Below are 14330 nucleotides of genomic sequence, written 5' to 3'. Positions count from 1 at the left end.
CATAGAATAGCGTGCCGATTTAACAGGATTTTTACGACAGGGAGGATCCGGTTTTTGCTATGATTCTTTGTTCGCACCCGATAGCTTCCTCCAAAAATGCCTTTTAGACTGACGATGCGTTAGGGAAAGTGTGTGCGTAGTCTTATTCTGAAAAGCTCGCCCTTGAACATCTTACTCTTGTACTCTTCACTTCGTCGTCAATACTATTGGGGTGAAAAATGAGTTTCTGCAGCGATAGTGTGGTTTTATAAAGAAAAATAGTGAATTTTAATAACTGGTTAGCTGCATTCATGTCTTTACGAACAAAAAAAGGTTGATACACAGCGGACGGCTTACGGGCTGAATGTTTAATTCAGTAAATGGGTTTCACACGCGATTTAACAGTGCATTGGTAGCTATGAGCCAAGGGCGGTAGCGTGCCTGATGCAGAACATTTAACGGTTGATGATGGTGCAAAAATGCAAGATTTCATCGTTGTATTTTTAAGCGCATTCGCCGCGCTGTTTCTGGCTAGAAAAGTAGCAACCACCATCGGATTGGTGGATAAGCCGTGCGCGCGGAAAAAACACCGTGGAAATATTCCCCTTGTTGGGGGCGTGTCGATTTATTGCGCCCTCTGCATTTTATTTATGCTGCATTCTGATTGGCTTCCTGATTTCTCTCTATACATGGTTTGCGCCACGTTGCTCTTGGTCGTTGGTGTCATTGATGACCGTTTTGACCTTCCTGTTTTGCCCCGATTTGCTGTTCAAACGATGGTGGGCGGTTTGATGATGTATTCAGGTTTATCCCTTTCATCATTGGGAAATGTGTTATTTGGTCATGAGCTTCTTTTAGGGGGATTCGGATATGTCATTACGCTGTTTGCTGTATGTGGTGCTATCAACGCCTTTAATATGATCGATGGGATTGATGGTTTACTGGGCACGCTTTCCTGTATCGCTTTTTGTTCGCTGTTTTTCTTATTCTATTCTGGAGGCGAACGTCAGCTAGGGCTCTGGAGCCTATGCATGATGGCGGCTACGCTACCTTATCTTTTTCTTAATCTTGGTATTCCGTTGGGGAAAAAATTTAAGGTTTTTATGGGGGATGCGGGTAGCACCGTTATAGGATTTACCGTACTTTGGTTACTGGTTCTTGCTTCTCAGGGAGAAAGCGCGGTAATGAACCCAGTGACGGCACTTTGGTTAATTGCGCTCCCTTTGATGGACATGATTGCCATCATGCTGCGGCGGTTTTTGAGAGGTGATAGTCCGTTTAAAGCCGATAGAGGCCATCTTCACCACATATTGATGTCTTCAGGACTGACCTCGCGGCAGTCGTTGATGGTCATTACGTTTGTTGCATTGCTGCTGGCTGCCGTGGGTATCATCAGCGATCATAATAACGTGAGCCAGTTCATGATGTTGAGCCTGTTTTTTGTAACGTTTGTCGGTTATTTCTATTTTATACCGCGTATAGGAAAAGTACTGCAGTTGGGGCGGCGAACGCATTCAGGCAGGCTGGTGACTAAGCTGTCAAACCGCACCGCTCAGCGTCGCTAAGCGACAAATTACAGACTTTTTATGCGCTAGACTGCGGGTTCAGTTGAATAAATATTCTCTATAATCATTTGATATTTTGTAGGGATTTGTGCAATTTTGAATTAAGAGTGATGGAATAACAGGATGATAAAGCACAAGTTAAAATTGGCACCGCTAGTCGTGTCTATAGCATTTCTTAGCGGCTGTACCATAATTCCCGGAAGTCATCTTTCGACGAGTGGCAAAGAGGTTATCGAGCAGCAAGACGCTGATTTCAATATTGATAAACTGGTGAATGTTTATCCTCTTACGCCTTATTTAGTCGATAAAATGCGCGTCAAACCATTAATTGCACAGACTAATCCTGCATTGGAACGCGAACTACAACAGTATGAATATCGCATTGGCATTGGCGATGTCATCATGGTCACTGTGTGGGATCATCCTGAATTGACCACGCCTGCTGGTACATACCGCACCGCTGCTGATACCGGCAACTGGGTACATTCCGACGGTACAATTTTCTATCCGTACATTGGTAAGGTCAAAGTTTCAGGTAAAACGGTGACGGAAGTCCGTGATGAAGTCATGGGGCGTTTGGCAACGTATATTGAATCTCCACAGGTTGATGTCAGCATTGCCGCGTTTCGTTCGCAAAAAGCATACGTAACAGGCGAAGTTGATAAATCAGGACAGCAACCTATCACTAATGTGCCTCTCACTGTTTTGGATGCCATCAATAGTGCTGGCGGGCTGACGGAAAATGCTGACTGGCGCAACATAGTTCTCACTCATAATGGTCAAGAGAAACGAATTTCTCTTCAGGCGCTAATGCAAAATGGTGACCTGTCTCAAAACCATCTCCTTTATCCTGGCGATATCCTCTATATACCGCGTAATGACGACCTGAAAGTGTTCGTAATGGGCGAAGTCAAAAAGCAAAGCACACTTAAAATGGACCGCAGCGGCATGACGTTGACGGAAGCTTTAGGTAATGCCGAAGGTATGGATCAAACGTTGGCTGATGCGACGGGTGTCTTTGTCATTCGCCCACTAAGAGGAACACAGGGGCCGAAGCTGGCAGATATCTATCAGCTCAATGCTGCGGATGCGACGTCTCTTGTTATGGGGGCTGAATTCCAACTGCAACCTTATGACGTGGTTTATGTAACTTCTGCACCAATCGCTCGTTGGAACCGTTTGATTTCACAACTTGCACCGACGATCTCTGCGTTTAACGATTTAAGTGAGGGTAGCCTGCGAGTTCGCACCTGGCCATAGAGATAACTATGTTTGATTCTATATTGGTTGTTTGTGTAGGTAATATCTGCCGTTCTCCTACGGGAGAAAGACTATTAAAACAGGCATTTCCTACTAAAAAAATTTCATCCGCCGGATTAGGCGCGTTAGTCGGAAAACCCGCAGACTCGACCGCAGCAGATGTGGCGAACCAGCATAATCTTTCTCTTGATGGTCATGAAGCGCAGCAACTGACTTCAGCGCTATGTCGGCAATATGATCTTATTTTGGTTATGGAGAAAGGGCATATTGAGGCTGTGTGCCGCATTGCGCCAGAAGTCCGAGGCAAAACGATGCTGTTTGGCCGTTGGCTTAATCAGCAAGAGATTGCTGATCCATACCGCAAAAGTCGTGAAGCGTTTGAATTCGTCTACTTGCAACTTGAGCAGTCCGCCCATAAATGGGTGCAGGTATTAAGTCGTTAACAAGTCAGGGAAACCCATGGCAGAGAAAATTTCAGTAAAAACATCTGAAACGAATTCGGATGAGATTGATTTAGGTCGTTTATTAGGAACATTGCTGGATCATCGTTGGTTGATTATTGGTGTTACTGCAATTTTTACTATTATTGGTATCCTTTATGCTACGTTTGCAACGCCAATTTATAGGTCTGATGCCTTAATTCAAGTTGAGCAGAATACGGGTAATTCACTATTAAAGGATATATCTAGTGTTTTACCCGATGCTAAACCAGAATCTGCGGCTGAGATTGAGTTAATCAAGTCTCGGATGGTATTGGGTAAGACAATTAGTGATTTGTCTCTAGATATAGTTGTTCAGAAAAAATATTTCCCCATTTTTGGCAAAGGATTTTCTCGCTTAATGGAATATGTGCCAGAGAAAGTTGCTGTGTCTAGATTAGAGGTTCCTGCATCATGGCAGGATGAATGGTTTGAATTACGTATCATTGATAATAGCACGTATGAAGTTAATGTAGGTGATACTGTAAAATTTGAAGGTAAAGTTGGTCAGATAGAAAAACAAAGTGGGTTATCTATACTAGTGAGTGATGTCCAGGCTGAAAAAAACACTGTGTTTAGAATTAAGAAATTAAATTCAATTACTGCAATTAATGATGTTCTGGAAGATTTAACTGTTGCTGATAAAGGAAAGGATACGGGAGTTCTCTCATTAAGTTATGAAGGTGAAAAGGCTGATTTAATTAATAAAATACTAAATAGTATCAGCCAAAATTACCTGCAGCAAAATGTTGAACGTAAATCTGAGGAAGCGGGAAAGAGTTTAGAATTTCTCAAAGAGCAACTCCCGTCGGTGCGTACAGGTTTAGACGAAGCGGATAATAAATTAAACAGTTATCGGCAGAAGAATGAGTCTGTTGACCTTACTCTCGAAGCAAAAGCGGTATTGGAAACGATGGTCGCAGTTGAGTCTCAGCTCAATGAATTGACGTTTAAAGAAGCTGAAATATCAAAATTGTACACCAAAGAGCACCCAGCTTACCGCGCGCTAATGGAAAAACGCAAAACACTCGAAGAAGAACGTGAAAAAATCAACAAGCGTGTAGGCGCTATGCCTAAAACCCAGCAGGAAATATTGCGATTAACGCGTGATGTCAATGTAGGGCAAGAAGTTTATATGCAACTGCTGAATAAGCAGCAGGAGCTAAGCATTAATAAAGCAAGTACGGTTGGTAATGTCCGTATTATCGATGCAGCAGCAGTTAAAATAAAACCTGTAAAACCTAAAAAAGTTATTGTTGTTCTACTATCTATGTTTGCTGGTGCAGTTGTATCAATAGCATTTGTAGTGCTTAAGAATTTTTTACATAAAGGACTTGAAAGCCCTGAGCAACTCGAGGAGCTAGGTATTAATGTCTATGCCAGCGTACCTCTATCTGAATGGCAACAGAAGAAAGACAGAGCATTGTTAAGTAGGAATAAGAAAGGTAATACCCGTTCTACGGAATTGCTAGCTGTAGGTAACCCAGCCGATCTTGCCATTGAGGCTATCAGAAGTCTGCGTACTAGTCTGCATTTTGCTATGATGGAAGCAAAAAATAATGTGCTGATGATATCTGGTGCCAGCCCTGCAATTGGTAAGACATTCGTCAGTGCAAACCTAGGGGCAGTAATCGCTCAGTCAGGGCAGCGAGTACTTATCGTCGACTGTGATATGCGCAAAGGTTACGCACATGAGTTGATGGGAGTGCAAGGAACAAATGGCCTCTCTGATATTTTGTCTGGGCAAATACCGACAGAGAAAAGTATTCGTAAAACGGCTGTAGAAAATATGGACTTTATCCCCCGTGGACAAATTCCGCCTAATCCTTCCGAATTGCTGATGCATAGTCGGTTTTCACAATTTATTGATTGGGCAATCAAGAATTATGACATTGTGTTATTGGATACACCTCCTATCCTTGCTGTAACCGATGCTGCTGTTATTAGCAGACATGCTGGAACTTCGCTTCTGGTTGCTCGTTTTGAAGTGAATACATTAAAAGAAATTGAAGTGAGTATTCGTCGTTTTGAGCAAAATGGTACGGAAATTAAAGGCGTGATTTTGAATGCGATTGTAAAACGTGCAGCTAGTTATTACGGCTACGGAAACTATAATTATTATTCTTACGAATATAAGTCTGACAAATAATCCTGTAGATATGCCATTTTATTTTATTAAACAAACACACTCTTAAATAGGGTGTGTTTTATATGAAGTGATTTTCTATCCATTTTATATGTTATTAATTAATCATGTATATAAATTTTATTTCATGCAATGAAAAGGAAATTAAATGAAGTGTCTTTTGGCTATTCCTACATTCAATGGTGGTGAGGTTTGGAAGGATGTTGCTGATAAGATAAGGCGTTATAGTCAAGTTGACTTATATGTTCATGTCATCGATTCTGGTAGTAAAGATAATACATTGGATGTTGCATCTGATTATGGCTTTAAAGTGACAGAAATTGAGTCTAAAGATTTTAATCATGGTAGTACTCGAAACTTAGCTGTTAATCATAATAGCAAAGATTTTGATGTTATTATTTTTTTAACACAGGACGCAATTCCTGAACCAAATTTTATTGATACTATTATTTCTGCGTTTGATGATGAAGATGTTGTCTGTGCATATGGGCGTCAGCTACCACATATTGATGCCACACCGATTGCTGAACATGCCAGATACTTTAACTATCCTGAAAAAAGTCATACTTGCTCATTTTCTGATATACCGATTATGGGGATAAAAACTGCCTTCATGTCTAACTCTTTTTCTGCTTATAGGGTTTCTGTATTTGAAAAATTATCAGGCTTTCCTACAAATACGATCCTTGGTGAAGATATGCATTTTGCAGCTAGAGCAATCCTTTCTGGGTATAAGATAGCTTACGTCTCTGATGCAACAGTTAGGCATTCACATAATTATAGTTTATTTCAAGAATTTAAACGTTATTTTGATATTGGAGTGTTCCACGCTGATGAACCATGGATTAGAGATAAATTTGGAGGTGCTGGAGGGGAGGGGAAGAGATTTATTTTTTCGGAGCTTTCTTTTATTTTAAGAAAAAAAAGATATGTAGATATCCCTCTTGCAATAATGAATAATGGTATGAAGTTAATTGGGTATAAATTGGGTCAAAAGTATAAATTCCTGCCAAAGAGTTTTGTTAAGTATTGTAGTATGCATAGAGGATATTGGTGTTAAAATATGAAGATGAAAAATAGATCTATTCTTTATTGAATGAGTACTCAAAATTTTTTTCGTCGAGTTTTTTATTGAAATATATCAAAGTGTGTCTTATGGAAAAAAAAATCGTTTTTATATCTATGCACCTTCCCTCTCCAAATGTGCCAGAGGCAGGACAAAAGCTTGCGTATAAACGGCTAATGAATTTTCTGAATAAAAATAGCGAAGTTCATCTTATATCTTTTGTCAACGAACGAGAAAAAATCCATGTTGACTATTCATTATATGAGAAGTGCAGTTCGATTAAACTCATTTATTTGAATAATAAAAATAGGTTTTTAAATATTTTAAATAAGCCATGGCTTCCGTTCCCTATGGCAATCCGGAATGATCGTAGAGTTAAGGAATATCTTGCCAGTATTATTAATGACAATATGGATATTCATATCGAATACGAGCAAGGTGCTATTTTTATTCCAATCGATCTTTTATCAAAAACAACTGTAGTCTTTCATGATGTCATTTCTCAATCTTTTGAACGATATTCAAAAGGTAGTTCAAATCTTATAAAGAGATGTTTTTTTAAGTGCCAGCATTTACTCTTGGTTAAATGGGAACGTTTGTTATTACCTAGATTGGCACGAGTGATTGTTTTAAATGAAAAAGATTTAAATATAGTAAAGTCTTTAACTCCAAATGTTAACAACGTAATTGTTGACTACCCTGAAATCTCTGAGGTTTTTTACAGTGTAAGACGAGAATCTATAATAAAAGGGACGATTATTTTTTGGGGGGCAATGAACCGAAGTGAGAATATTGATGCTGTACTCTGGTTTGTTCATTCTATTTTTCCAAAAATTTTGGAAAAAGTTCCTGATGCTAAATTTTTTGTAGTAGGAGCTAATCCTCCCAAGTTAATTAAAAATTTAGAATGTAATAATATTACCGTTACAGGATTTGTTGAAAGTCCGAAAGAATATTTTGAGAGTATGCATATATCTGTTGTTCCATTACGTTATGGTGCAGGAGTTAAATTAAAAGTATTAGAAGCATTAGCTACAAAAATTCCTGTGGTGACGACAAATGTTGGCGCTGAGGGAATTATAGATAATGATGGCTTGCTCATTATCTCCGATGTGGAAGATGAATTTGCAAATAATGTTGTGAGATTAATTGGATGATTTTTCTGATTGGTTATTTTTAAACAATATATACTACGTAGAGTGTTGATTTTTAGTAGATGTTTCTTTATGAATTATAGTTTTATTTTTACTCCTAAGTAATGGAATGTCGCCACATATTAAATATTGCGGTGATGTAATAATTAGTTATTTCAATGATTTTAACATGAGTTTCAGATTATAGGTGTAATATATCTTTAGGACTTAATTAAATGCTTTCATTGTTTAAGATAAGAAGACTAAACATAATAAAATTTTCATTGGCTTTTTCGGATTTTTTCTTTTTTAATATTTCATTAATACTTACTTGTATTCTGATTGATTTTTTTGGTTTTAATATTTATTCTTTCATTCCAAAAAATGAATTTTTTGCCAGATTTATTTCACATATTGTTCTTTCGGTTATTTGTGTCAGTTGGTTTTGGGTCAGATTAAGACATTACTCTTATCGTAAGCCATTCTGGTTCGAGTTAAAGGAAATTTTAAGAACGTTAGTCATTTTTTCCATATTAGATTTGGCATTTGTTGCGTTTTCGAAGTGGGATTTCTCCCGATATGTTTGGGTGCTAACGTGGTTTTTCGCGCTTATGCTTGTCCCTCTGGGGCGCTCGTTAACTAAACGTGTTTTAGACAAACTGAATCTTTGGAAGAAGCAAACGGTCATTATTGGAAACGGTAAAAATGCCAGAGATGCCTATGCTGCCTTACAAAGTGAAGAAATTCTCGGTTTTAGCATAGTTGCGTTTTTTTCAACTAAGAAAAATGACGATAGGCAGATTTTTAATATTCCTGTTCTCTCTTCAGAAGATGAACTTTGGGAACAGTGCTGTTCTGAAGAAACGCAATTCATTGTCGCTGTTGATGCTGAAGATTATGAACTGAGAGATTACTGGTTAAAATCACTAGCTAAAAAGAAATGTCGTTCTGTCTCTGTTATTCCAACGTTGCGTGGCGTTCCATTATATGGAACTGAAATGTCTTTCATTTTTAGCCATGAAGTTATGATTCTGCGAGTCAGTAACAATCTGGCTAAAAGAACGTCACGAATAGTAAAAAGAACATTTGATATTGTGGGTTCTATCTCTATTATTTTTGTTGCATCACCCTTATTGCTATTCTTGGCTTTCTTGATTTCTAAAGATGGTGGTCCTGCCATATATGGACATGAACGTGTTGGGCGTAATGCAAAAAAATTTAAATGCTTAAAGTTCCGTTCAATGATCGTCAACTCTCAGGAAGTGTTGCAGGAGTTACTCGACAAAGATCCCGAAGCAAGAGTCGAGTGGGAAAAAGATTTTAAGTTAAAAAACGATCCCAGAATCACCAAAGTAGGTAATTTCATTAGGAAGAGCAGCTTAGATGAGCTGCCTCAGTTGTTCAATGTGTTGAAAGGGGAGATGAGCTTGGTTGGCCCTCGCCCTATTGTTGAGCAAGAACTGGAACGTTATGCCGGTGATGTCGACTATTATCTCATGGCAAAACCAGGAATGACTGGGCTATGGCAGGTCAGTGGCAGAAATGATGTTGATTATGACACCCGAGTGTACTTTGATGCGTGGTATGTAAAAAACTGGTCACTATGGAATGATATCGCCATTTTATTTAAGACGATTAATGTTGTTTTAAAAAGAGATGGTGCGTATTAGTGATTTCTCAAATGAAATAGACATTGAAAAGATAATATCAATGGGCATGTTTCAGATTTGTAATTAGTGCTAAATCGACTAACTTAATTTAGCCGAAAGTATAAATAATAGTTGGCTTCCATTATGACGAATAAAATCACATTAATGCCTTCTGGTGTTGTTTTTGAATGTGGATCAGAAAAAACAATTTTAGATTCAGCAATAGATCAAGGGATTGTTCTGGAGCACAGCTGTAAAAATGGTTCGTGTAACGCTTGTGAAGCCCATATTCTTAGTCCTCAAGGTGAAATCCTTACTACCATTTTGACTTGTCAGGTAAAGCCTGACTGCGATATGACACTAGAGGCTGAGTACTATCCTGAGTTAGCGAATATTAAAAGTAAAACCGCACCGTGCAAGGTTGATTCTATCGACTATCCTCATGAGGATATTGTAATTATTACGCTGCGTTTACCACCTACAGCTAACCTGACATTCTTGCCTGGGCAATATCTTGATCTAAAGTATCAAGGAATAACCAGAAGTTACTCCATTGCCTCTATTCCGCAAAATAATAGTAAAATTGAGCTTCATTTAAAGCGTGTAGAAAATGGTGCCATGAGTAGCAAGGTATTTGGTAATTTATCTGCTAATCAACTAATGCAGCTCGAAGGGCCAAAAGGTACCTTTTTTTATCGAAATAATGAAAACTCTGGGCCAATAATATTTCTGGCAACGGGTACTGGATTTGCACCGATAAAGTCGATTGTTACTGATCTGCTTAATAAGGGTACTCAACGAGATATTTATATTTATTGGGGAAATAGAAAAAGCAGTTTGTTCTATGATCCCTCTGTTGAGCTATGGGTAAGCCAACACGCTAATGTAAAGTGCAGTCTGGTTTTGTCTCAGCCTGAAGAGGGGTGGGATGGAAGATACGGTTATGTTCAGGAGTTTGTTGTCGCTGATATTGGTGATTTGAACACAGCCAGTGTCTATGCCTGTGGAAGCCAATCAATGATTGAGTCGGCAAAAGCATTATTGATTGAAAAGGGGCTTCCTACTGCTAATTTTTATTCAGATGCCTTTGTGGTATCTGGTTGAATCATAAAGTGATTAAGAAATATATATCGAATGTATTATTTGCCATCAGTATATGGCAAAAAATTAAAGAGTAGAGACCAACTAGGAGCGTTCCATGAAAGCGGTGATACTTGCAGGTGGGTTAGGTACCAGATTGAGTGAAGAAACGGTTACTAAACCTAAGCCCATGGTTGAAATTGGTGGGAAACCTATTTTATGGCATATCATGAAGATGTATTCTTATCATGGCATAAATGAATTTATTATATGCTGTGGGTATAAGGGATACGTTATTAAAGAGTATTTTGCGAATTATTTCCTACACATGTCTGATATTACCTTCAATATGAAGGATAATGAAATGACGGTGCTTCAAAAACGCGCAGAACCTTGGAAAGTCACACTTGTAGATACAGGCGAACACTCCATGACCGGAGGTCGTCTAGGCCGCGTTGCTGAATATGTGAAAGATGATGAGTGTTTTTGCTTTACCTACGGTGATGGTGTCTGTGGGATCGATATTCAAGATACGATTGCCTTCCATAAGCGTCATGGCAAACTTGCCACATTAACTGCGACGTTACCACCTGGTCGTTTCGGAGCCCTAGAATTATCTCAGGGACAGGTGAAAAGTTTTAAAGAAAAGCCAAAAGGCGATGGCGCCTTGATTAATGGCGGTTTCTTTGTTCTGTCACCTAAGGTGTTAGATTTGATTGATGGTGACAGCAGTGTTTGGGAACAATCACCGCTGATGACCCTGGCCGCGCAGGGGGAATTGATGGCTTATGAGTACACGGGTTTCTGGCAGCCAATGGATACGTTAAGAGACAAATTGCTTCTTGATGAACTTTGGCAAAATGGTGAAGCTCCTTGGAAAAAATGGGAGTAAGCAGCGTGGTAAATTCAGCATTTTGGCAAGGAAAAAAAGTCTTCGTAACAGGGCATACTGGCTTCAAAGGTAGTTGGTTATGCCTGTGGCTACAGAGCATGGGGGCAGAGGTAAAAGGGTATGCGTTGCAACCGCCTACCGAGCCGTCTATTTACCAAGCCGCATGTGTTGAAGAAGGGATGTCCAGTGAAATTGGGGATATCCGTGATTACCAGAAAATGGAAGAAAGTATCAGAGCATTCGGTCCTGAAATTGTTTTCCATATGGCGGCTCAACCGCTTGTCAGGCTTTCATACGATATTCCTGTCGATACTTACGCTACGAATGTCATGGGTACCGTTTATTTGCTGGAAGCGGTGCGTAAAATCGGTGGCGTTAAAGCAGTAGTCAATATTACCAGTGATAAATGCTACGAAAATAAAGAGTGGGTCTGGGGATATCGTGAGAACGAGCCCATGGGCGGTTATGATCCTTACAGCAACAGCAAAGGTTGTGCTGAGCTAGTCGCCGCTGCATATCGACAGTCATACTTTAATGCTGATAAATATCAGGAACATGGTTGTGCGCTGGCTTCTGTCAGAGCAGGTAATGTGATCGGCGGTGGTGACTGGGCCCTCGATCGCCTTATTCCCGATATCCTTAAGGCGTTTGAAGATCAACGCCCTGTGTTGATTCGCAATCCGCACGCGATCCGCCCTTGGCAGCATGTACTTGAGCCCCTATCTGGGTATCTCTGTGCCGCGCAGGCGCTTTATCTAAACGGTACGGAGTATGCGGAGGGCTGGAACTTTGGGCCGCTAGATGAAGATGCTCAACCGGTTCAATGGATTGTTGAGAAGATGGTTGGTGCGTGGGGCAAAGAGGCATCATGGATTCTGGATGATGGTGAACACCCCCACGAGGCTCACTATCTGAAGCTAGATTGTTCCAAGGCTAAAATGCGTTTGAATTGGGCACCAGTATGGCGGCTTGAAGAGACGCTGAGCCGCATTGTCACGTGGCACAAAGCCTGGTTAGCCGGTGCGGATATGCGTCAGATTACGCTAAATGAAATACATGATTATATGAAAACTCAAAATGATAAAGGTCACTATTGATGAGCACCCAAAACCTAAGAGAAGACATCGCTAAACTGGTCGAGCAATATGCTAACCAGGCTTTTGCCTCCAAAGTATTTTTGGCCGGTGAAAGTGTCATCCCTCCTGCGGGCAAAGTGATCGGTGCTCCAGAAATAAAAATGATGGTCGATGCTTGTCTGGATGGCTGGCTGACAACAGGGCGTTTTAACCGTGAATTTGAACGCCGTTTGGGTGAATTCCTTGGTGTAAAACATGTCCTGACGACAGTATCAGGTTCTGCCGCTAACCTTCTGGCTCTGGCTACGCTGACATCTCCGAAACTGGGCGATCGTGCGTTAAAGGCAGGTGACGAAGTGATTACTGTTGCTGCAGGGTTTCCAACTACGGTTAACCCATCAATTCAGTATGGCCTGATTCCTGTTTTTGTTGACGTTCATATTCCAACTTACAATATCGACCCCAGCAAAATTGAAGCGGCAATTAGCGACAAAACCCGTGCAATTATGATCGCGCATACTCTGGGTAATGTATTTGATTTATCTGAAGTTAAGAGAATTGCTGATAAATACAACCTCTGGCTGATCGAAGACTGCTGCGATGCGTTGGGCGCTAAATACAACGGCCAGATCGTTGGCACATTTGGCGACATTGCCACCGTGAGTTTCTACCCTGCGCACCATATTACGATGGGTGAAGGTGGTGCAGTCTTTACTAATTCATCTGAATTGAGAACGATCACCGAATCTTTCCGCGACTGGGGACGTGATTGCTACTGTGAACCGGGCTGTGATAACACCTGTAATAATCGATTCGGCCAGAAATTAGGTTCCCTGCCTTTTGGCTATGACCATAAATATACTTATTCACATGTTGGGTACAACCTTAAAATCTCTGATATGCAAGCTGCATGCGGTCTGGCACAAATGGATCGCTTGCCGGATTTCGTGGCGAAGCGTAATGCTAATTTTGAATACCTGAAAGCAGGTCTTGCATCATGTGAAGAGTTTATTGAGCTACCTGAAGCTACGCCAAATTCTGAGCCATCATGGTTCGGCTTCCCGATTACCCTTAAAGAAGAAAGCGGTATTAATCGTGTCGATCTGGTTAAATTCCTGGACGATGCCAAGATTGGCACACGCTTGTTGTTTGCGGGCAACCTGACTCGTCAGCCTTACTTTGAAGGCGTGAAATACCGTGTTGTCGGTGAATTAACCAATACTGACCGTATCATGAACCAGACTTTCTGGATCGGCATTTATCCGGGATTAGATACTGAGCATCTGGATTTTGTGATCGGAAAATTTGAAGAATTCTTTGGGTTGAATTTTTAATAAATAAGAGAGATGCGATGTCTAAGGGTAGTCATGTTATTGTCACTGGTGCGTCTGGGTTCATTGGTGGTTTTTTAGTGGACAAACTTGTATCTAAGGGGTACTCGGTCATCGCAATCTCTCGATCTCCTAAGCAGATAAAGGGACAGGATAATAAGTTACGGTGGTGCAATTGGGAAAACATAAACAAACTGTTGGAAGATGGTGATTTTGACGTAGAAGCAATTTTTCACTTGGCAACAGATTATGGAAGGAATACTTCAGGTAATTATTCAGAAATAGAAAATGCAAATGTTGTTAATCCGCTAAAATTATTAGATTTGGCTGTAAGATATAAAATAAGTAAGTTTATATCTACAGATAGTTTTTTTTCAAAGCCTGAGTTTAATTATCAACATATGAGACCTTACATTCTGACTAAATCATCATTTAATGAGTGGGGACGGTATCTATCGTATGTTCATGATTTATTTTTCTTAAATGTAAGATTAGAGCATGTATATGGCCCGAATGATAATAAAGATAAGTTTATTCCATATCTCATAAGTAGTTTAAAAAAAGGAGAACGGATAAAATGCACCGACTGTAAACAAAAAAGAGATTTTGTATATATACATGATGTTACTGATGCATATATGACTATTTTAGATTCAGATTTTTCTAATAAATAT

General features: G+C 39.9%; 12 protein-coding genes. All 12 read left to right on the top strand.

The features are described from left to right. Positions 1 to 458: 458 nt before the first annotated feature. Positions 459 to 1544: a UDP-N-acetylglucosamine--undecaprenyl-phosphate N-acetylglucosaminephosphotransferase gene (gene wecA, locus A0G03_RS07090; protein ID WP_048259460.1), complete on the top strand. Its 1086-nt coding sequence runs from the start codon at positions 459 to 461 to the stop codon at positions 1542 to 1544. A 123-nt stretch (positions 1545 to 1667) separates the two neighbouring features. Then, on the top strand, positions 1668 to 2804 hold the full coding sequence (locus A0G03_RS07085) for a polysaccharide export protein (protein ID WP_048259368.1): 1137 nt from the start codon (positions 1668 to 1670) through the stop codon (positions 2802 to 2804). An 8-nt stretch (positions 2805 to 2812) separates the two neighbouring features. Then, complete coding sequence (locus A0G03_RS07080) at positions 2813 to 3247, top strand: arsenate reductase/protein-tyrosine-phosphatase family protein (protein ID WP_048259369.1); 435 nt, start codon at positions 2813 to 2815, stop codon at positions 3245 to 3247. Positions 3248 to 3263: 16 nt separating this feature from the next. Next, positions 3264 to 5432, top strand: a complete 2169-nt coding sequence (gene wzc, locus A0G03_RS07075) for a tyrosine-protein kinase Wzc (protein ID WP_048259370.1) — start codon at positions 3264 to 3266, stop codon at positions 5430 to 5432. Positions 5433 to 5577: 145 nt separating this feature from the next. Next, positions 5578 to 6489, top strand: coding sequence for a glycosyltransferase family 2 protein (locus A0G03_RS07070; protein ID WP_048259371.1), 912 nt, complete (start codon positions 5578 to 5580; stop codon positions 6487 to 6489). 95 nt (positions 6490 to 6584) lie between these two features. After that, positions 6585 to 7652 (top strand): glycosyltransferase, encoded by a 1068-nt coding sequence (locus A0G03_RS07065; RefSeq protein ID WP_053075300.1) that lies wholly within the window; start codon positions 6585 to 6587, stop codon positions 7650 to 7652. A 212-nt stretch (positions 7653 to 7864) separates the two neighbouring features. Next, positions 7865 to 9298 (top strand): undecaprenyl-phosphate galactose phosphotransferase WbaP, encoded by a 1434-nt coding sequence (gene wbaP, locus A0G03_RS07060; protein ID WP_048259372.1) that lies wholly within the window; start codon positions 7865 to 7867, stop codon positions 9296 to 9298. Between the two features lie 123 nt (positions 9299 to 9421). Then, the gene (locus tag A0G03_RS07055) at positions 9422 to 10381 is read left to right on the top strand and encodes a CDP-6-deoxy-delta-3,4-glucoseen reductase (protein WP_048259373.1); all 960 of its coding nucleotides are present in this window, start codon (positions 9422 to 9424) and stop codon (positions 10379 to 10381) included. Between the two features lie 94 nt (positions 10382 to 10475). Beyond that, positions 10476 to 11249, top strand: coding sequence for a glucose-1-phosphate cytidylyltransferase (rfbF, locus tag A0G03_RS07050; protein WP_048259374.1), 774 nt, complete (start codon positions 10476 to 10478; stop codon positions 11247 to 11249). 5 nt (positions 11250 to 11254) lie between these two features. Then, positions 11255 to 12346, top strand: a complete 1092-nt coding sequence (rfbG, locus tag A0G03_RS07045; RefSeq protein WP_048259462.1) for a CDP-glucose 4,6-dehydratase — start codon at positions 11255 to 11257, stop codon at positions 12344 to 12346. Continuing rightward, positions 12346 to 13659 (top strand): lipopolysaccharide biosynthesis protein RfbH, encoded by a 1314-nt coding sequence (gene rfbH / locus A0G03_RS07040; protein ID WP_048259375.1) that lies wholly within the window; start codon positions 12346 to 12348, stop codon positions 13657 to 13659. Before rfbG ends, rfbH begins: the two co-directional genes overlap by 1 nt. 17 nt (positions 13660 to 13676) lie before the next feature. Beyond that, a partial coding sequence (locus A0G03_RS07035; protein ID WP_101749495.1) for an SDR family oxidoreductase occupies positions 13677 to 14330 on the top strand: 654 nt, incomplete at its 3' end.

The organism is Pectobacterium peruviense, from assembly GCF_002847345.1.
Taxonomy (GTDB): domain Bacteria; phylum Pseudomonadota; class Gammaproteobacteria; order Enterobacterales; family Enterobacteriaceae; genus Pectobacterium; species Pectobacterium peruviense.
The sequence above is the reverse complement of the archived record's forward strand: the minus strand, read 5'-3'. Positions and strand labels throughout refer to the sequence as shown.